The organism is Halomonas cupida, from assembly GCF_900142755.1.
In the GTDB taxonomy this organism is placed as follows: domain Bacteria; phylum Pseudomonadota; class Gammaproteobacteria; order Pseudomonadales; family Halomonadaceae; genus Halomonas; species Halomonas cupida.
In genome coordinates this window covers 1-18,119 of the sequence record NZ_FRCA01000005.1, presented here as the reverse complement: position 1 = coordinate 18,119, position 18,119 = coordinate 1, and the positions used below count along the sequence as shown (strand labels likewise).

18 protein-coding genes are annotated in these 18,119 nt (G+C 60.6%); 3 read left to right on the top strand and 15 right to left on the bottom strand.

Annotation, left to right across the window (positions count from 1 at the left end):
* Positions 1 to 10: 10 nt before the first annotated feature.
* The 7 genes from panD to dksA form a co-directional block, all read right to left on the bottom strand.
* Positions 11 to 391 carry an aspartate 1-decarboxylase gene (gene panD, locus BUE38_RS10290; RefSeq protein ID WP_073435136.1) on the bottom strand — a complete coding sequence of 127 codons (381 nt, stop codon included), beginning with the start codon at positions 389 to 391 and terminating at the stop codon, positions 11 to 13.
* Positions 392 to 421: 30 nt separating this feature from the next.
* Positions 422 to 1,270, bottom strand: coding sequence for a pantoate--beta-alanine ligase (gene panC / locus BUE38_RS10285; RefSeq protein ID WP_073435135.1), 849 nt, complete (start codon positions 1,268 to 1,270; stop codon positions 422 to 424).
* 2 nt (positions 1,271 to 1,272) lie between these two features.
* A complete protein-coding gene (gene panB / locus BUE38_RS10280) occupies positions 1,273 to 2,070 on the bottom strand; it encodes a 3-methyl-2-oxobutanoate hydroxymethyltransferase (RefSeq protein WP_073435134.1) in 798 nt (265 codons plus the stop codon).
* A 110-nt stretch (positions 2,071 to 2,180) separates the two neighbouring features.
* Positions 2,181 to 2,771, bottom strand: coding sequence for a 2-amino-4-hydroxy-6-hydroxymethyldihydropteridine diphosphokinase (gene folK / locus BUE38_RS10275; protein ID WP_371860405.1), 591 nt, complete (start codon positions 2,769 to 2,771; stop codon positions 2,181 to 2,183).
* Positions 2,772 to 2,851: 80 nt separating this feature from the next.
* Positions 2,852 to 4,255, bottom strand: coding sequence for a polynucleotide adenylyltransferase PcnB (pcnB, locus tag BUE38_RS10270; protein WP_073435132.1), 1,404 nt, complete (start codon positions 4,253 to 4,255; stop codon positions 2,852 to 2,854).
* 926 nt (positions 4,256 to 5,181) lie between these two features.
* On the bottom strand, positions 5,182 to 6,093 hold the full coding sequence (gene gluQRS / locus BUE38_RS10265) for a tRNA glutamyl-Q(34) synthetase GluQRS (protein WP_073435420.1): 912 nt from the start codon (positions 6,091 to 6,093) through the stop codon (positions 5,182 to 5,184).
* Positions 6,094 to 6,337: 244 nt separating this feature from the next.
* Complete coding sequence (gene dksA / locus BUE38_RS10260) at positions 6,338 to 6,775, bottom strand: RNA polymerase-binding protein DksA (protein WP_073435131.1); 438 nt, start codon at positions 6,773 to 6,775, stop codon at positions 6,338 to 6,340.
* A 238-nt stretch (positions 6,776 to 7,013) separates the two neighbouring features.
* Here dksA and BUE38_RS10255 point away from each other — a divergent pair, with 238 nt between their 5' ends.
* Both BUE38_RS10255 and sfsA read left to right on the top strand, forming a co-directional pair.
* Entirely contained in the window at positions 7,014 to 8,177 is a 1,164-nt protein-coding gene (locus tag BUE38_RS10255; RefSeq protein WP_073435130.1) for an aminotransferase class I/II-fold pyridoxal phosphate-dependent enzyme, read from the top strand.
* Between the two features lie 5 nt (positions 8,178 to 8,182).
* On the top strand, positions 8,183 to 8,926 hold the full coding sequence (sfsA, locus tag BUE38_RS10250; protein WP_073435129.1) for a DNA/RNA nuclease SfsA: 744 nt from the start codon (positions 8,183 to 8,185) through the stop codon (positions 8,924 to 8,926).
* 82 nt (positions 8,927 to 9,008) lie between these two features.
* On the opposite strand, the gene BUE38_RS10245 is transcribed toward sfsA, so the two are convergent.
* The 8 genes from BUE38_RS10245 to BUE38_RS10210 form a co-directional block, all read right to left on the bottom strand.
* On the bottom strand, positions 9,009 to 10,340 hold the full coding sequence (locus BUE38_RS10245; RefSeq protein WP_073435128.1) for a sigma factor: 1,332 nt from the start codon (positions 10,338 to 10,340) through the stop codon (positions 9,009 to 9,011).
* Positions 10,330 to 10,959: a DUF4426 domain-containing protein gene (locus BUE38_RS22205; protein ID WP_143166282.1), complete on the bottom strand. Its 630-nt coding sequence runs from the start codon at positions 10,957 to 10,959 to the stop codon at positions 10,330 to 10,332. The genes BUE38_RS10245 and BUE38_RS22205 overlap by 11 nt, the downstream gene beginning before the upstream one ends.
* Before the next feature lie 104 nt (positions 10,960 to 11,063).
* Complete coding sequence (gene metW / locus BUE38_RS10235; RefSeq protein ID WP_073435127.1) at positions 11,064 to 11,660, bottom strand: methionine biosynthesis protein MetW; 597 nt, start codon at positions 11,658 to 11,660, stop codon at positions 11,064 to 11,066.
* Positions 11,650 to 12,834, bottom strand: coding sequence for a homoserine O-succinyltransferase MetX (gene metX / locus BUE38_RS10230; RefSeq protein ID WP_073435126.1), 1,185 nt, complete (start codon positions 12,832 to 12,834; stop codon positions 11,650 to 11,652). Before metX ends, metW begins: the two co-directional genes overlap by 11 nt.
* 83 nt (positions 12,835 to 12,917) lie before the next feature.
* The gene (locus tag BUE38_RS10225; RefSeq protein ID WP_073435125.1) at positions 12,918 to 13,517 is read right to left on the bottom strand and encodes a YggT family protein; all 600 of its coding nucleotides are present in this window, start codon (positions 13,515 to 13,517) and stop codon (positions 12,918 to 12,920) included.
* Between the two features lie 202 nt (positions 13,518 to 13,719).
* Positions 13,720 to 14,547 (bottom strand): pyrroline-5-carboxylate reductase, encoded by an 828-nt coding sequence (gene proC, locus BUE38_RS10220; protein WP_073435124.1) that lies wholly within the window; start codon positions 14,545 to 14,547, stop codon positions 13,720 to 13,722.
* 92 nt (positions 14,548 to 14,639) lie between these two features.
* A complete protein-coding gene (locus tag BUE38_RS10215) occupies positions 14,640 to 15,335 on the bottom strand; it encodes a YggS family pyridoxal phosphate-dependent enzyme (protein WP_073435123.1) in 696 nt (231 codons plus the stop codon).
* A 127-nt stretch (positions 15,336 to 15,462) separates the two neighbouring features.
* Complete coding sequence (locus BUE38_RS10210; protein WP_073435122.1) at positions 15,463 to 16,593, bottom strand: anhydro-N-acetylmuramic acid kinase; 1,131 nt, start codon at positions 16,591 to 16,593, stop codon at positions 15,463 to 15,465.
* A gap of 151 nt (positions 16,594 to 16,744) precedes the next feature.
* Between BUE38_RS10210 and tyrS the strand changes: the two genes are divergently transcribed.
* Entirely contained in the window at positions 16,745 to 17,944 is a 1,200-nt protein-coding gene (tyrS, locus tag BUE38_RS10205) for a tyrosine--tRNA ligase (protein ID WP_073435121.1), read from the top strand.
* Positions 17,945 to 18,119: the final 175 nt, after the last annotated feature.

Here is an 18,119-nt window from a genome sequence, read left to right as displayed (position 1 = left end):
GAGCCGTGAATCAGGCCAGCTGTACCGGAATGGCGTTGCTGGTGTGACTGATCTCATTGCCTTCCTGCAGGTAGACCAGGGAAGGCTGGTGCTGGTCGGCTTCTGCCTCACTGTAGTGGGCGTAGCTGCAGATGATCACACGCTGCCCTTCGCTGGCCAGGTGTGCTGCGGCGCCATTGACCGAGATGATCTTCGAGCCTTCCTCGGCACGAATGGCATAGGTGGTGAAGCGCTGGCCGTTTTCGACATTGTAGATCTGGATCTGCTCGTTCTCGCGAATGCCGGCCAGGTCGAGCAGTTCACCGTCGATGGCGCAGGAACCTTCATAGTTGAGAACGGCGTGGGTCACGCGGGCCATATGCAGTTTGGCCTTGAGCATGATGGTATGCATGTATCGAGTTCCTCGAGGATGGCACCGCGCTCAGCGCGGTAGAGTCAGAGACAGGTTGTCGATCAGGCGAGTCGGCCCGAGTCGAGCGGCGACCAGCAGGATGGCGTCGCGGGTGGTCGCAGTGACCTGACCGAGATCCGGGGTACGCAGCTCCAGGTAGTCGGGCTCGAAGCCTGCCTGGCGCAGGCTCGTCAGGCCCTGCAACAATTGCCTGTCGATATCGGCGCCAGCTTCCAGCTGTTCACGCAGCTCCATCAGGGTGCTCTGAAGCCGAGCGGCCGTGGCGTGCTGATCGTCACTGAGGTAGCCATTGCGTGATGACAGGGCAAGCCCCGAGTCTTCACGAACCGTGGGCACGCCGATGATCTCGATGGGCAGGTGCAGATCGCTCACCATGCGGCGAATCACCGCCAACTGCTGGTAGTCCTTCTCGCCGAAACAGGCGACATCGGGTTGGACGATGTGGAACAGCATGCTGACTACCGTCGAGACGCCATCAAAGTGGCCCGGGCGTGATCCGCCACACAGGCCTTCGCTGACTTCGGGAACTCGCACCAGGCTCTGGCTGCCCATGCCGCGTGGGTACATGGTCGAGGGAGTCGGTGTGAACACCAGGTCACAGCCAGCCTCTCGTAGACTGGCCAGGTCGTCCTCGAGGGTCCGCGGATAGTTGTCGAGATCCTCGTTGGGGCCGAACTGCAGCGGGTTGACGAAGATCGAAGCGACCACGACATCGCACTGGGCACGGGCGGTCTCAACCAGTGCCAGGTGGCCACGATGCAGATTGCCCATGGTCGGAACCAGGCCAATGCGTTGGCCGGCGCGACGATGAGGGAGCAGGGCCGCGCGCAGCTCCTGAATGTCAGCGTGAATATGCATGGCTAATCCTGGAAACAGTGTTCAGCGGCGGGGAAGCGGCGTGCCAGCACATCCTCGTGATAGCGACGAAAGGCATCGGTGATACCGTCGGCGCCTTCAAGGAAGTTCTTGACGAAGCGCGGCGTGCGTCCGTGAGTGACGCCGAGCACATCGTGCATGACCAGGATCTGGCCGTCGGTGTCAGGACCGGCTCCGATGCCGATAACCGGGACTTCCAGGGCCGCGGTGACCGCCTTGCCCAGTGATGCGGGAACGCACTCGAGCAGAATGACCGAAGCACCGGCTTCCACCAACAGGCGAGCGTCCGCGATGATGCGCTGTGCGGCCTCGGACTCACGGCCCTGCACCTTGTAGCCCCCCAGGGTGTGAACGGCCTGCGGTGTCAGGCCAAGGTGCGCGCAGACCGGTACGCCGCGGCGGGTCAGTTCGCGGATGTCGTCGGCCATCCAGCCTTCGCCCTCTACCTTGACCAGCTCCGCGCCGGCGCGCATCAACTCGGCGGCATTCTCGAGCAGCTTCTCGCGACTCGGGTTGCCCATGAAGGGCAGGTCGACCATCAGCAGGCTATCGCCCTTGCCGCGCGCTACACAGCGGGTGTGATAGACGATGTCATCCATGGTGACCGGCAGAGTGCTGTCATGGCCCTGCAGTACCATCCCCAGTGAATCTCCGACCAGCAGTACATCAATGCCGGCGCGGCCAGCCGCTGCGGCGAAGGAAGCGTCATAAGCCGTCAGGCAGCTGAATGCGTCGCCGGCAAGCTTGCGAGCCCTCAGCGAACTCAGGGTTACGGAGGTCATGGCGTGTTCCTGTCATTGGCGGTGCGGCAGGCGTCGAGGGCCCACCGGAGTGTTACCGCAGATTGTTGTTGATCAATGAAAATGTGTCGATAGGTAGCGTCTGCGCCCATTCAGGATAACACCGGGCGTACCTCATCGTTGGCCAGTTCCGTGGCGAGTTCGGCTGCCAGTGCCGCAACGCGGCGTCCATTCGGCAGCTCAAGTTCGGGCGCTATCTCGGCCAGTGGCAGCATCACAAAGGCGCGCTGGTACATATGGGGATGGGGAAGGGTCAAGCGTGGATGCTGCCAGCACTGGTCTATATACGACGAATGCACGAGCGACTGTTCCAGCAACGGTTGGTCTTCCCCGGATACCTTTTCGGCCGGGGAGGCTTCGCGCGATGGCGTCTGGAACAGCAGGAGGTCCAGGTCCAGGGTGCGTGGGCCCCAATGACGCTGGCGGACACGACGGTGGCGTTGTTCCAGCGCCTGAAGCTGGTCGAGCAGAGCCAGTGGCGAAAGCCGGGTCTGCAGCTCTGCCACCGCATTGACGAAGTCGGGTTGGTCCTGGGGACCGACCGGGCGAGAGACATAGCGGGACGAAGAGACGACCAGGCGGCTGAGCGGCAGCTGATCCAGCTCCGTCAGTGCATCAATGATCTGCTGGTGGGGTGAGCAGAGGTTACTGCCCAGCCCGATCCAGGCTCGCGCTTCGCTCAAACTGACTTGTCCACAACCCCTGTTGTTCATGGCCTGCTGTTTATAACCGGTGGTTCATGCCTCTGCATCATGACTCTGGCTCATGACTCAGGGGAAGAGGAGTCCGAACGTGGCTTGCGCCGACGCCTGCGTCGTTTACGTGGATTGGGGCCACTGGCAGGATCGACTCCGACCTTGCCCAGCAGACGACGCTGCTCGTGGTCGTCAGCCTCCTGAAAGGCGGTCCACCAATCGCCCAGTCCCGGCTCGATTTCACCGGCGGCCTCTCGCAGCAGCAGGAAGTCGTAGGCGGCACGGAAACGTGGGTGCTCACGGGTCTGGAAGGCGCGTTTACCGCGTCGCTGAGGCAGACGTTGCTGCAGGTCCCAGATGTCGCGCATCGGCATGCTGAAGCGCTTGGGCACCGAGACGTGCTTCAGCTCGCGGCTGATGACCTGCTGAGCGGCGGCCTGCAAGGCCGGAACCGGTGGCATGCCATCGGCTTCGACGTCGGCCTGACGACGTTGCACCGGGCCCCACATGAAGGCGGCGAGCAGGAATGCCGGAGTCACCGGACGGTCTTCACGAATGCGCTTGTCTGTGCTGGTCAGAGCCTGCTCGATGAGTGCCTCGAACCAGGGAAGCTCTGCGATGCATTCATCGGCTTCCGGGAACAACATGGCAAACAGGCCATACTCGCGCAACAGGCGGAAAGTGGCCAGACCATCGCCGGACATGAACAGTTTGAGCACTTCATCGAACAGCCTTGCGGGCGGAATCTGCAGCAGCAGAGGGGCAAGGTCATGAATGAGTGCTTCGGTAGCCGGAGCGATATCGAAGTCGAGCTTGGCGGCAAAACGAATGGCACGCAGCATGCGCACCGGGTCTTCCCGATAGCGTGTGCCCGGATCTCCGATCAGGCGCAGAGTGCGCGAGGCGATATCATCGAGGCCGCCGGCGAAGTCATGAATGGTGAAATCGGCAATGCTGTAGTAGAGGGCATTGACGGTGAAATCGCGGCGTAGCGCGTCTTCCTCGATATTGCCCCACACATTGTCACGCAGCAGCAGGCCGGCATCGGATTGAGAGGCGACATGATCGCCATGATCATCGCTGGGCTTGCCACGGAAGGTCGTGACCTCGATCACCTCACGGCCGAAGCGCACATGAACGATGCGGAAGCGACGTCCGATGATCCGCGAATTGCGGAACAGTTGCTTGACCTGTTCGGGGGTGGCGTTGGTCGCGACATCAAAATCCTTGGGTGTCATACCCAGCAGGGAGTCGCGCAGGCAGCCACCGACCAGGTAAGCGTCATAGCCGGAATTGTGCAGCCGATACAGCACCTTGAGCGCAGCGTCGCTGAACTGGCTGCGCGATATCGGGTGTTCGTCGCGGGTGATGACGCGAGGTGTCGGGTTGCCAGCGGCTGCTTCCTGCGGCCCGAAGAGAGAGCGGAGGCTTTCGCCAGGGCTCTGCAGAAAGCGGGTAAATCCTTTGATCATGCGGCGATATCGACTCGCGGCTACGGAAAGGTGATGAGTGTAGCGGACACCTTACGCCTTGCAAAGCGCATAGGTGCGGATATGAGAAGGGGGAGACCAATAGTGGCCTCCCCCGTCAAAGCAGGTTGCAGCGTCCATGCTGCTGATTCTTCTTCGTGATGGCGCATCGCCTTGAATACGCACCACAGTCACCAAGGAGAGATCAGGCAAGCGGTAAATGTTGTCATTATTGGCGCTTCTGACGGCGACCGTCTCGTATTCAAAACAATAATCCAACCACGACGGCATGGGGTGTCATGCCTCCTCCCGGATTATTGGCATTGTTGCCGGGAGTGCACTCTGGCGACCTTGTTGATGTTGTTGGTCGGTCGCCTCTGGTGCGTCGCGTCCTGGTAATCCGGCTTCGTCGTATTGTTGTTGTTCGACGAAGAGCCACACCTTGCCGCTTGTTCTTGTTGTCGGCGCTGGTGTGTCGTTGCATGGCCTGCGCGAGTTATTGTTCTTGTTGTTTCAGCAGGTCTGATCGCGGTTATCAGATATTGTTGTTGTTGGCTGTCCGCGATCTCCGGAATTTGTTGTTCTTGCCAAGACTATCTGCAGTGTCTGTGCCTACTTTGATTTTTTTCTTTTCTATCAGCTGCTTGCCTCATTATATTTGGGCTGAGGAAAGCAGCCGAGCCATTCCTGCTACGTCTTCTACTTCTCTTTCTACTTCCTTGCTCCCCAATCTGATGCACTGGCCGAGGGCTTTGCCACCAACTGGTGCAGGAGGGGTGAGCTAGCGTGCAGGGCCTACAATGCCTGTATTTGGTATTACAGACACTTGCACCATGGTCGTATGAACCAAAGGAGGGTGCGGATATCTTCGCCAAAGCCCTGGTGGTAGCGGCACGAAGAAGGGCTCTGCCACGGTGGGAAATCGCGGCTCAGAGCTGCTCGGTGTGATCCATGGCGCCCAGTTGAGCCGGGGTCAAGGGGGCGATGCTCACGTCAGCGGCATCCCAGTGATGGACGGCCTCATTGAGCTGGAGGTCAACTTCGGCCGTGGCAAGCTCGGCAGCGGGGGACTGGCCGAGCGCCTGCAAGGTGGCATGGAGCATGGTGCGGATGCTGTCGGGGCTGGTCGGCAATGGCCTGGCGAGGTTCTGTTTGGACAGCTTCTGGCCGTCACTACCGATCACCAGTGGCAGATGCAGGTAGCTCGGCACGGCATAATCGAGTGCTTGCTGCAGTTGAATCTGCCAGGGCGTGTTGTCGAGCAGATCGGCACCGCGGACGACATCGGTGACCCCCTGAGCGGCATCATCGACCACCACGGCCAACTGATAGGCCCACAATGCATCCTTGCGCTTCAGGACCACATCTCCCAGCACTGCCGGGTCGAGGCGTTGGCTCCCCTGGGCGCGATCCTGCCAGGTCACGGGGCGGACTCCCAGGTCGCTGCGTAGTCGCCAGGCGACAGGGGCATTCGGTCGACGCACTCCGTTGCGGCACCACCCTGGATAGATGGCATGGCCGGCCCAATCCTTGCGCGAACAGCTGCAAGGGTAGGCAAGTCCTTGCTCGATCAGGCGCTGAAGTGCGTCGTGGTAGGCATCGTGATGGCGGCTCTGATAGCTGACCACGCCATCCCAGTGCAGGCCAAAGGCCTCGAGTTGGCGGAGGATGGTGGCGTCCTCGCCGGGTGGGCAGCGTGGTGGGTCGATATCTTCGATACGCAGGGTCCAGCGGCCACCCTTGCTGCGTGCATCCAGGTAGCTGGCCAGCGCGGCCAGCAACGATCCGGCGTGCAGGGGGCCGGAAGGAGTCGGCGCAAAGCGGCCGTGTGGGACGGGCATCTCGTATTGTGTCTCACAAGTGAGCATGATTTCAGCACGCACCCCATTGCAGCATGTGCCCCGAGAGTCATCAGGCATCGCCAGTGCGGCGTTGCGTTCATGGTCCGCCAGTCGATATGAACAGCGGAACGCGCCAGGCAGCTGGATCAGGTGCCCTGCTGGTACCGGGTGACACATGCGGGCACCCGGTGGGGTGCCCGTTGAGGTACAGGATGCTCAGGCTGGCTGGGTAGGTGAGCGTTGCTCAACCGCCCAGTTGCTTTTCCTTGAGCTCGGCAAGTGTCTTGCAGTCTACACACAGGGTGGCGGTCGGACGAGCCTCGAGGCGGCGAATGCCGATCTCTACACCACAGGCCTCACAGAAGCCGTAGTCGTCCTCGTCAATCTTCTCGAGGGTCTCGTTGATCTTCTTCAGCAACTTGCGCTCGCGGTCCCGGGTGCGCAACTCGAGGCTGAAGCCTTCTTCCTGCGTCGCCCGGTCGGCGGGGTCAGCGTAGTTGTTGGCTTCTTCCTGGAGGTGACGAACGGTCCGGTCGACTTCCTCCATCAGCTCCTGTTTCCAGCCCAGCAGGATCTGACGGAAGTGCTCGAGCTGCTTCTCGTTCATGTATTCTTCACCCGCAGCCGGTTCATACGGGGTGAATTTCCGGGGCGCTTCCGGCTTCTTTTCTGCTACTGGCATGGGGTTGCCTCATTACTTTAGTGACTGCTGATCAATACCCCCACACAAGGCTAAGGTATCTCACGCCAAAGGGAAGCTTGTTTAGCGAAAATTTGGATGTAATGCAATACCTGTGTGAGTCTTGTCTGCGCTGGACCCTCCGAATTCTACCATGAAGGGTCGTCCCTGGGTCGGGGAAGGCTCGATAGGGTAAAGTACTGTTTTTGTTGATCCATATCATCCATTGCGGGAGAGAATGATGGCCTGGAATCCCAGAGTGGAGGGGGTGGCTCCCTTTCGCGTCATGAGGTTGCTGGAAGTGGCCCAGCAGCGTGAGTCAGAGGGTCATGACGTGATCCATCTCGAGGTAGGCGAACCAGACTTTGCCACGCCGCCATCCGTTGTCGCTGCCGCTCAGCAGGCGCTCAGCGAGGGCCGAACCCGCTATACCCCGGCGACCGGGATTGCACCATTGCGTGAGGCCATTGCCGAGCACTATCGTCAGCACTTTTCCGCCAACGTCGACCCCCAGCGTATCATTGTCACACCCGGGGCGTCCGGTGCCTTGATGCTGGCCAGTCAGTTGCTGGTTGGCCCGGGGGATCGTGTCCTGATGGCCGATCCCAACTATCCCTGCAATCGCCATTTCATGACCCTGGCCGGCGCCAGTGTGGATGCGGTGCCGGTGGGGCCGGAAAGTGGCTGGCAGCTTACTGCTGAGCTGATCGACCAGCACTGGCAGGATGACACACGCCTGGCGATGCTGGCATCGCCGTCCAACCCTACCGGACATGTCCTTGCGGCGGACGAGTTGAGCAGGGTGGTGGATACGGTGGCGGCGCGGGGTGGCCATCTGCTGGTCGACGAGATCTATCAAGGGCTCAATTACGGCATGGAGCCACTGTCGGTGGCCTCGATCAGCGATAACGCTCTGGTGGTGAACAGCTTCTCCAAGTACTTCGGCATGACCGGCTGGCGTCTGGGGTGGTTGCTGGCGCCAGAAAGCGCGGTAGAGCCGCTGACGCGGCTGGCGCAGAATGTCTTCCTGGCACCATCGACGCCGGCTCAATACGCAGCCCTGGCGGCCTTCACTCCGCAATGTCGGGAACTGCTCGAGGCGCGCCGACAGGAGCTGGAAGTGCGTCGCAATGCATTGCTGGAAGGGCTGGCAAGACTGGGGCTGGCCCCTTCTCTGGCCCCCCAGGGAGCCTTCTACGTATGGCTGGATATTTCCGCTCTGGACGACAACAGTGAGTCGTTCTGTCATCGATTGCTCGAGGAACAGAACGTGGCGATAACGCCGGGCACCGATTTCGCTGTCGAGGGTGGTGAGCACTATGTGCGCATGGCCTTCACCAACTCGGTACCACGCCTGGAAGAGGCCCTGCAGCGGCTGCAGCGCTTCATCGCCGGGCAGGGGTAGGGCATATGGATTATTACCCCGCTCTGGTCAGTGGCACCCTGCTGAGGCGCTACAAGCGATTCCTTGCGGATGTGCTGCTGGAGGACGGCCGTGAAGTGGTGGCGCACTGTCCCAATACCGGCTCGATGCGCGCTGTGAATGTACCGAGCAGCCGAGTATGGCTGGCTGCCAGTGACAACCCGGCTCGCAAGCTCAAGTGGACCTGGGAACTGATCGAGCTTGAACAGCCCGACGGCGCTTATGCTCTGGCTTCAGTGCATACCGGAAGGGCCAACCGCATTGTGGAAGAAGCGCTGGCTGGCGAGCGGGTGCCGGAGGCCTTGAGCGGCTATTCGCAGTTGAGGCGTGAGGCGAAGGTCGGGGAGTCGAGGCTCGATTTCTGTCTGCAGGACGAGGTGCGTGGGTGCTGTTATGTCGAGGTCAAGCAGGTTACGTTGCGTGAGCCTGATGGGCATGGCTATTTTCCCGATGCCGTCAGCACGCGCGGACGCAAGCATCTGGAGTGTCTTGCCGATCTGGCCGCGCAGGGGCATCGGGCGGTGTTGCTGTTCCTCGTGGCTCATGAGGGGATCACTGATGTAGCGCCGGCCACACACCTGGATCCCGCCTACAGCGAGACGCTGGCACGGGTGGTGGGGCAGGGAGTTGAAGTCATGGCCCATGGTATCGAGGTGCGCCGTGATGTCTCCTCCTGTCCGCTCTCGATCTGCCTGGGACGTGCACTGCCGGTGAGGGTGGCAGCTTCGTAGTTGAGAACCGAAAGCTCAGAACCGAAAGCTCAGAGCCAGTCGTTCAGAACCCGTCGCCTGGGGCTGGCGATTGGACTGCCGGTCAATGATGCGCAGGTGGGCAGTGCGGTAGGGCTTCGAGCACTCGCTCCAGCGCTTCGCTGCCTGTGCTTCCGGCGCTGATCTGCTGCCACCAGAGGCGGTGAATGCCGCGAACGCGCACGGTGACCTTCGGCACACCCAGCACCTGGGCCATGGCCATGCGATGCAGTCCCTTGTTGATCTTCACCAGTTGCCCGTGGCGGTCGATGGCGGCCGCCAGTGGATCCTTGCCCAGTTGGCTGTCGAAGCCAAAACAGGCCATGGACTCCATGTACAGCAGATAGCGCCGCAGATAGGCGAGGACCCGCTCTGGTCGATCGAGCAGAATGCCATCGGAATGCGAGGCAATCGGGTTGCCGCGGGCAAGCTGTTCGGCGAGCTGATGATAGCTGCGGCTGTTCAGCAGATTGCGGCGGTGTTCCCAGATATCGGCAATGAAATGCAGACGCCGGCTAGCGGTAAATGGTTCCAGATGCTGGTCCCAACTGCCATCCCACAGCAGGCGCTTGTTGATGCCATGTCGAATACGGCGGTCGGGGAAGGACCTCGGATAGTTCATATTGAGCGTCAGGCTGCGCGGAGCCACATCGACCTCCAGCGCGTCCCGAAAGCGTGCCTCAAGGCTGTGGCGAGGTAGCCCCCAGTGCTCGATGCGTTGAGCACCCGGCAGTTGATGCATCCAGATCGCCAGAGCAGAGCGGCTCAGTGGCTGCGTCAGGTAGCGATCGACGTGTTGTCTGGTGCGCATGGCGATTCGTGACAGACGCATGCGCGGCCCCAGGATGGGGTCGAATAGATTCGGGTCGGCAAGTTCGCCACTGGGTGTCAGAGGCATCCGCTGTGCGGCTGAGAGCAGCTCGAACGCGCCGATCAGGCGTGCCCGGAACCCATCGTCGATATCGCCGGGCGCCAGACATTCGGCCATGTTCCATAGCTGCTCGGCGGCAAGGGACTCATGACGCTCGAGTGGCGGGGGGAGTTCCGCCCGTTCATGGCTTGCTGCCCTCGGGTCGTATGGTTCCAGGCAGGGGGCGCTGAGCTGGCTGTTGAGCCGGCTGCTGAGAACGTGCATCAACCACGGACCCGGAGCATCCTCGGCCGGGTTGAAGCGCCAGGCATTCTGCCAGGCAAGGAACAGGGTGTCGTGGACGATGTCCTCGACTTCACTCTGTGCATCGACAAACTGTCGGGCCACGGCGACGAAGGCAGGGGTGCTCTGTCTGGCCAGAGCCTCGAGCCCTGACAGCGTCCCCTTGGCACAGGCATTGAGCGCATCTGCCAGGCCGGCGTGTATGACGGCCGTTGATGGCCGGTGACCCTTGTCATTCGTCACGATAGAACCGCTGGATAAAACTGACAGGATGAGGAGAAGCATTGCGATCCAATTGGACGTCCAACTGGAAGCGCATCGGGGCTGCGTAGTCTATTGGAAAAGTTGCAATTGATGATATACCTCCACTGGCTTCACGCAGGCGGCGGAAGGCAAGTGGCCTGGGCTGCCGGCCATTCAGGTCGGCAATACTTCCGTCCACCGCGACATTACGGGACTCACCATTGGCGTCGAGTACGCTGACGGTCACCATGCCGAGCCCCGGGCGACGTTCCAGGCCGAAGCGCGCGGCGACCTCATCCGCGATGAAGGTGGTCTCGATGGCGGTGTAGTGAATCTGGTTGCTACCCACCTGATCAAACTGCTGGGCGGAAGCGTTGCTGCTGACCAATGCCAGCAGCAACATGGCAGGAGCCTTCAGCTCTGTGGACATAGCCTTCAGCTCTGTGAACTTGGCCCTCAGCTCTTTGGAATAAGCCTTCAGCTCTGTGAACTTGGCCTTCGGCTTTGTGAGCTGAGCCTCCAGCCAGGTGAAACGGGCTCTCAGCGCCAGTCCCCGTCCCGATCGTCTAGCTGCCATCACGGCCCCCTCCGGCTGGCCGGCCGTCACCAACCGCTTCATGACAGGGCCATGTCCTGAAAGATCTGGTCTCACAAGGTCAGTCCACCGAGAGGGCATCATGGTGGTATCTCCTGCGTCTGTGCACTGCCTGTTGCAGCAGGGCGTCAGTTGTCGCGTGTGATACGGAAGATGGCGATTTCGCCGAACAGGTTCGGCCAGAGTCGCGACATCAATCTCCCTTCGTGATCCTTGATCCCCACTGCGCGGTCGATAATGGTCAAGCCCTTGTCGCGGCACAGGGCCTCGAAATCATTGAAGGTCGACAGGTGGATATTGGGAGTGTCGTACCAGGCATGCGGCAGTGACTTCGATACCGGCATGTAGCCGCGCACGCCGAGGTGCACTCGGTGGCGCCAGTAGGCGAAGTTGGGAAAAGTGATGATGCACTCCCGCGCCACGCGCAACATCTCGTCGAGCATTCTGTCCGGGCGTCGCAGCGCCTGGAGGGCCTGGGTCATGATCACCACATCACAGGCTTCATCCTCGAAATTGGCCAGGCCATCGTCGAGGTTCTGTTCGATGACATTGACGCCCTTGCGAATGCAGGCAGTGATGCCGTCCGGATCGATCTCGAGACCATAGCCCTTCACGCCCTTGTCGCGGGCCAGCGAGTGCAGCAGAGTGCCATCGCCACAGCCAAGGTCGAGAACACGAGCGCCTTGCGGTACCCATTGATGGATCAGTGTCAGGTCAGAGCGCATGGGCAGTAGTCTCCTCGGTCGGCCTGGCGGAAAGCTCCAGGTCTTCCGCGACGCGATTCATGAAGCCGGCGAAGACCGCCTGATAGCGAGGTTCCGGCATCAGGAAGGCATCGTGGCCATGACTCGACTCGATGTTGGCATAGCTGACAGATTTTCCTGCTCGAATCAGTGCGTTGACCAGCTCGCGTGAACGCAGCGGAGGGAAGCGCCAGTCGGTAGTGAAGCTGACCACCAGAAACGGGCATTGTGCAGGTGCCAGTGCAGCAGGCAGGTCACCTTGATGCTCGGCAGCGGGATCGAAATAGTCCAGTGCCTTGGTCATCAGCAGATAGGTGTTGGCGTCGAAGGAGTTGGAGAAGGTATCGCCCTGATAACGCAGGTAGGATTCCACCTGAAACTCGACGCCAAAGCCGAAGTTTAAATCGTCCGTGCGCAGGTCTCGGCCGAACTTGGTACCCATCGCGTCTTCGGAAAGGTAGGTGATATGGCCCACCATACGTGCCAGTTTCAGCCCCTGACGTGGCAGCGTATCGTGATCGGCGTAGTACCCATCATGGAATTCGGTATCGGAGCGAATCGCCTGACGGGCGACCTCGTTGAAGGCAATATTCTGTGCCGACAGCTTGGGTGTGGCAGCAATCACCGCTGCATTGGCAACACGCTGAGGATAAGACAACGTCCATTGCAGCGCCTGCATGCCACCGAGGCTACCGCCGATCACGGCGGCGAAGCGCTCGATGCCCAACTGGTCAGCGAGGCGAGCCTGGCTGTTGACCCAGTCGATGACGGTCACCATCGGGAAGTCTGGACCCCAGAGACGGCCGGTCTCGGGGTTGATGCTCGATGGTCCGGTGGAACCGTGGCAGCCCCCCAGGTTATTGAGCGACACCACGAAGAAGCGGTCAGTGTCGATGGATTTACCCGGACCGATATGGGCATCCCACCAACCCGGTTTGCGGTCGCTGTCATCATGGTAGCCGGCGGCGTGATGATGGCCGGACAGGGCATGGCAGATGAGCACGGCATTGCTGCGCTCGGCATTGAGCGTGCCGTAGGTCTCGTAGACAAGGTCATAGGCCGACAGCGTCTTGCCGCAGGCCAGGGGCAGGGGGTCGTCGAAATGAGCCGATTGAGGCCTCACCAGACCGACCGAATCACTAGGCTGCTCGGGCATCAGTCTTTGTTCGTCCAGTCAGAGTTCAGTGTTGTCATATTGTCATCTGCCGCTGTAGCGGGGCGGTGTTGTCAGAACAGTAGTCAGAACACCGCCAGCAGAGCCGGAGTGCCGGACGCCACCGTGCGGATCAGCGATCCGATCACAATACCATCGATCAGGTTGATGCCGATGAACACCACGATCGGTGACAGATCGAGCATGCCCAGTGGTGGGATCACGCGGCGCACTGGCGCCATGATCGGCTCCACCAGCTGCATGACCAGCAGGGCACCCGGATGGCTGGCACGCGGCGCTACCCAGCTCAGGATGATCATTATCAACAGGGCATAGAAGTAGATGTCGAGGATGGTACTGGCCAGGAAGGCGAACGCTGCCAGTGCCAGGCTGTCGATACGAGGCATGCCGACACCAGCCAGTTGCAGCAGTGCGACCATTACCACAACCTTGAGCACGAACCCCGCCGCCAGGGTGGCCAGGTCAAAGCGCCCCATCACCGGGCCCAGCACGCTCTGGAAGGGGCGCACGACGGGTTGGGTGATCTTGACCACTGACTGGCTCAAGGGGTTGTAGTAGTCCGCGCGTGATGCCTGCAGCAGGAAGCGCAGCATCATCAGGAACAGGTAGATATTGACCAGGGTGTTGACCAGGTCGAGGCCAGTGTTTCCCAGGTGACTGCCCATGTGGGCTCCTCCGTCGTTGATGTTTAACCTGGCGATCAAATAGATCGTCCTGATCTATCTGGTTGTCGCCCGCGCAACACTGATCCGTGGAATTCAGGGCGCAGATACATGAAGCTTTCGCTATGGCTCAGGCTCGCGTCAGCATGATAACCGACGATGGCATTTACCAGTGTCTTGTCTACCCGGCAGGTAATATGCCGGATCAATCGTCCTTTCCGAGTTCCGCAGACATCTCGCGAGCTCGTTGTGCACAGGCCTGCATGGCGCCATCCAGTGCATTGCGCAGACCAGCCTGCTCCAGGTGGGCAACCGCCTTTTCCGTGGTGCCTCCTGGCGACATGACATTACGCTTGAGCTCAGCGGGTGACTTGTCACTGCGCATGGCCATGGTAGCGGCGCCGAGTGCTGTCTGCATGGCCAGTCGTCTCGCCGTATCGGCATCCAGTCCCAGTTTGACACCGGCGTCTTCCATGGCCTCGAACATCAGGAAGAAATACGCCGGAGCACTGCCGGAAATGGCAGTAACAGCGTCGATCAGAGGTTCTTCTTCAACCCAGGCGGCAATGCCGACACTTTCCATCAATTGGGTCGCCAACTCGCGCTGGGCATCGCTGACGTTGTCATTGGCAAACAGGCCAGAAGCGCCGGCACCGACCAGTGATGGGGTATTGGGCATACAGCGAATCACTGCCAGGTCACCGCCCAGCCACTGCTCAAGTGTGTCGGCCGATAATCCGGCAGCGACAGAAATGATCAGTGGACGTGTGCCCTGGATGGACTCACGCAGGCTCTCACAGACCTTGCGCATCCCCTGAGGCTTGACCGACAACACCACGACATCGGCATTGGCGATGGCTGCATGGTTGTCGGTACTGGTGTTGATGCCCAACTGGTCGCGCAGAGGCTGAAGTGTGGTATCGCGGGTTGCCGTTGCAGTGATGGCTGCGGCCGGATAACCACTCTGGACCATCCCGGCCATGATGGCTCCGGCCATGTTGCCGGCACCTATAAAGGTCACGTTGCTGGCCATGCTGGGCTCCTTATCCATGTTTCGTGGGCGTATTTCGGTTCATGGGCGCCTGTGGTTCTCGACGCCAGGGGTTCGTCGGCGCCAGGGATAGGTCAGTGACGGGCACCGAAGATTGCCGTTCCCAGACGCACCATGGTGGCTCCCTCGAACACGGCGGCTTCCAGGTCGTTGCTCATGCCCATCGATAGGGTGTCGAGCTGAGCATCCGGCAGAATGGAGCGCAGGTGTCTCAGAGCGTCGTTCAGGGCAGCAAAAGGTTTGCGTTGGCGCTGGGGATCGTCGCAGGGCGCGGGGATTGCCATCAAGCCTCGTAGCTCGATATGAGGCAGTGATGCAACCTGTTCGGCCAGTTTGGGCAGCTCGTCAAGGCTGACCCCCGACTTGGAGGGCTCACCACTGATGTTCACTTGAAGGCAGACCTGCAGCGGCCCCAGTGCGGGGTCGCGTTGATCCGACAGACGGCGAGCAATCTTCTCACGCTCGACACTGTGTACCCAGTGGAAATGGTTGGCGACTTCACGGGTCTTGTTCGACTGCAGGGGGCCGATGAAATGCCAGACGATATCGTCGAGGTCGCTGAGTTGTTGTTGCTTGTCGAGGGCTTCCTGAACGTAGTTCTCACCGAACTCCCGTTGGCCATGTTGCCAGGCCTCACGCACCATATCGGCTGGCTTGGTCTTGCTGACCGCGAGAAGGGTTGCGCTGTTCGTGTCGCGCCCGGCGGAAGATAGCGCGTGGTCGAGGCGCTGCCGGGCGGCGCTCAGGGCGTCGGCGATCGTTGTGGTCATCGGCCTGTGGTGTCCTGTGGTCAAGCTTGGGTCCCTGAGCACAGGCTCAGGTCGAGAAACGATAGGATATTACCGAACACAGCTGATCATCGGCAAAGCAAAGCCGGATACAGGGCGCCGGTAGTGGCTATCGTGCGTAAACGCCTCCCAGCACTCGAGCTCCGGCGGCTCCAGTCACCGAGGGGAGGTTGCCGGGTTGTTCCAGCAGCCGCTGGCGGGCCAGCCAGGCGAATGCGGCCGCCTCCAGCCAGTCAGCAGGCCAGCCGAGGCTTTCACTGTCCAGAAGGCTGGCGTCGGGAAGTTGCTCACTCAGGCGACGCAGCAGATCGCGGTTGCGTGCGCCGCCGCCGCAGGGAATCAGCTCCAGTTGTGGTGGCGCGTCCAGCTGTTCGCTGGCCATTTTCAGTCCCATGGCAATGCTCACTGCGGTCAACTCCGCCAGGGTGGCCTGCACATCCTGAGGTGACTCCCTGCCGCTCAATGACGTCTCCAGCCAGTCGAGGTGGAAGACCTCCCTGCCGGTGCTGCGAGGTGGCGGCAGATGGAAGAATGGCTCGCTCAGTAGTCGTTCGAGGAGTGCTCTGTCGACCTGTCCCCCTGCTGCCCAGGCACCGTCTGCATCGAAGCGGCCCTTGCAGTGGCGCTCGTGCCAGGCATCCAGCAAGGCATTGGCCGGCCCGGTATCGAACCCCAGTGGTGATGATGGCACTTCACTGGGAGGAAGAAGCGTCAGATTGGCAAAGCCGCCGAGATTGAGTATGGCGCGCCAGGTGCCGGGCTGGCTGAAGACAGCATGGTGAAAGATGGGAGCCAGAGGGGCGGCCTGGCCGCCTGCGGCGAGGTCGCGGCGACGAAAGTCGGCCACAACGCAACAGCCGGTCAATTCTGCCAGGCGACTGGGATTGTCCAACTGAAGGGTATAGGCAGGGCCGCCGTCATGGCCGTAGGGGGCGTGCTCAATGGTCTGGCCGTGGCTGCCGATGGCGGTGATCTGCTCGGGGCTCAAGGATTGACGATCAAGCAGGACCTCGACGGCTCGCGCCTGGCATTGGCTAAAGGCTTCTTCTGCACGGGCGAGGTCGGCGAAGGAGACTTCCGTCTGGTGGCACAGTCGCCACAGTACCTGGCGCAACTCGGTCGGCATGTCTTCCCCATGGGTTGCTTCAAGGTAGGGGGAGCCGAAATCATCAAAGCTGACCAGAGCGGCATCGATACCATCCAGACTGGTTCCTGACATGAGACCAACAAAGCGCTGCATGAAGCTGCCCTTTCAACCGAGGGAAAGGTTCATGGTAACATCCCGGCCATTCTTTATATGCCCCAGCCTGCTCTGTTCGCGCCTGTTCCTTCGCTCTCGGCGAGTGGCGTGACCCTATCGGGCTGTGCCTGCAAGGACTGGAGTGAACACCATGACTGATGTGGCTGACGCCCTCGCGCTGATTCAGCGCGGAACCCATGAAATTCTGCTGGAAGACGAGTTGAAGAAGAAGCTCGAGTCCGGACGCAAACTGCGTATCAAGGCAGGCTTCGATCCTACGGCTCCAGATCTGCACCTTGGTCATAGTGTGTTGTTGACCAAGATGCGTCAGTTTCAGGACCTCGGCCATCAGGTGATTTTCCTGATCGGCGACTTCACTGGTCGCATCGGTGACCCCACCGGCAAGAACGTCACGCGCAAGCCGTTGACCGAGGATGAGGTCAAGGCCAACGCCCAGACCTATAAAGAGCAGGTGTTCAAGATCCTCGATCCAGAACGGATTGAAGTACGCTTCAATGCCGAGTGGTTCTCGAAGATGAGCGCTGCCGACATGATCGAGTTGGCAGGCCAGACCACCGTGGCGCGCATGCTGGAGCGTGACGACTTCGAGAAACGTTATAGAAGTGGTCAGTCAATCTCGTTGCATGAGTTTCTCTACCCGCTGGTTCAGGGTTATGACTCGGTGGCGCTGGAAGCCGATGTCGAGTTGGGCGGCACCGACCAGAAGTTCAACCTGTTGATGGGGCGTGAAGTGCAGAAGCACTTTGGTCATGAGCCGCAGGTTGTCATCACCATGCCGCTGCTCGAAGGGCTGGATGGCGTGCAGAAAATGTCCAAGTCACTGGGTAACTATGTCGGCGTCGACGATGCGCCTGGCGTGATGTTCAACAAGCTGGTGTCGATGCCTGACTCGCTGATGTGGCGCTACTTCGAGCTGTTATCCCTCAAGGGTAATGAAGAGATCGAAGAGCTTCGCCAGCGTATCGAGGTCGGAGACAACCCCCGTGACATCAAGATGGAGCTGGCGCGAGAGCTGATCACTCGCTATCACGGTGAAGAAGCCGCTGCCAACGCCCACCGCAGTGCCGGCAACCAGCTGGCCGATGGTGAACTGCCCGAGGATCTGCCGGAAGTTGACGTCGACTTTGAAGGTGCTGAGCAGGCGCCGATTGCCGCGGTACTCAACCGCTCCGGTCTCGCCAACAATAGTGCCCAGGCCAAGGACATGCTCGGTAATGGCCGTGTGAAGGTAAATGGAGAGGTTGTGGCGAAAGACCTGATGCTGGATACCGGCAAGAGCTACGTGATCCAGGCGGGCAAGAAGCGTTACGCCCGAGTCAGCGTCAAGTAAGGTCGAGCCACGAGCTGGCCCATGTTCGTTCCCGACGAACATGGGCACTTCCCCAGGTCCCTGTGGGTCGCGAGCTACGAGCTACGAGCTACGAGCCGACGTCTGGCACTATACGGCTCGGTGCTCGCGACTCGTCGCTCGAGGCTTTCGGAAGTTTCCGAAAAAACCGCTTGCA

What these genes read in the sequence shown, in the direction of transcription:
- panD (WP_073435136.1), bottom strand. Translation starts at nt 391, where the DNA reads ATGCATACCATCATGCTCAAGGCCAAACTGCATATGGCCCGCGTGACC.
- panC (WP_073435135.1), bottom strand. Translation starts at nt 1,270, where the DNA reads ATGCATATTCACGCTGACATTCAGGAGCTGCGCGCGGCCCTGCTCCCT.
- panB (WP_073435134.1), bottom strand. Translation starts at nt 2,070, where the DNA reads ATGACCTCCGTAACCCTGAGTTCGCTGAGGGCTCGCAAGCTTGCCGGC.
- pcnB (WP_073435132.1), bottom strand. Translation starts at nt 4,255, where the DNA reads ATGATCAAAGGATTTACCCGCTTTCTGCAGAGCCCTGGCGAAAGCCTC.
- gluQRS (WP_073435420.1), bottom strand. Translation starts at nt 6,093, where the DNA reads ATGCCCGTCCCACACGGCCGCTTTGCGCCGACTCCTTCCGGCCCCCTG.
- dksA (WP_073435131.1), bottom strand. Translation starts at nt 6,775, where the DNA reads ATGCCAGTAGCAGAAAAGAAGCCGGAAGCGCCCCGGAAATTCACCCCG.
- BUE38_RS10255 (WP_073435130.1), top strand. Translation starts at nt 7,014, where the DNA reads ATGGCCTGGAATCCCAGAGTGGAGGGGGTGGCTCCCTTTCGCGTCATG.
- sfsA (WP_073435129.1), top strand. Translation starts at nt 8,183, where the DNA reads ATGGATTATTACCCCGCTCTGGTCAGTGGCACCCTGCTGAGGCGCTAC.
- BUE38_RS22205 (WP_143166282.1), bottom strand. Translation starts at nt 10,959, where the DNA reads ATGAAGCGGTTGGTGACGGCCGGCCAGCCGGAGGGGGCCGTGATGGCA.
- metW (WP_073435127.1), bottom strand. Translation starts at nt 11,660, where the DNA reads ATGCGCTCTGACCTGACACTGATCCATCAATGGGTACCGCAAGGCGCT.
- metX (WP_073435126.1), bottom strand. Translation starts at nt 12,834, where the DNA reads ATGCCCGAGCAGCCTAGTGATTCGGTCGGTCTGGTGAGGCCTCAATCG.
- BUE38_RS10225 (WP_073435125.1), bottom strand. Translation starts at nt 13,517, where the DNA reads ATGGGCAGTCACCTGGGAAACACTGGCCTCGACCTGGTCAACACCCTG.
- proC (WP_073435124.1), bottom strand. Translation starts at nt 14,547, where the DNA reads ATGGCCAGCAACGTGACCTTTATAGGTGCCGGCAACATGGCCGGAGCC.
- BUE38_RS10215 (WP_073435123.1), bottom strand. Translation starts at nt 15,335, where the DNA reads ATGACCACAACGATCGCCGACGCCCTGAGCGCCGCCCGGCAGCGCCTC.
- BUE38_RS10210 (WP_073435122.1), bottom strand. Translation starts at nt 16,593, where the DNA reads ATGCAGCGCTTTGTTGGTCTCATGTCAGGAACCAGTCTGGATGGTATC.
- tyrS (WP_073435121.1), top strand. Translation starts at nt 16,745, where the DNA reads ATGACTGATGTGGCTGACGCCCTCGCGCTGATTCAGCGCGGAACCCAT.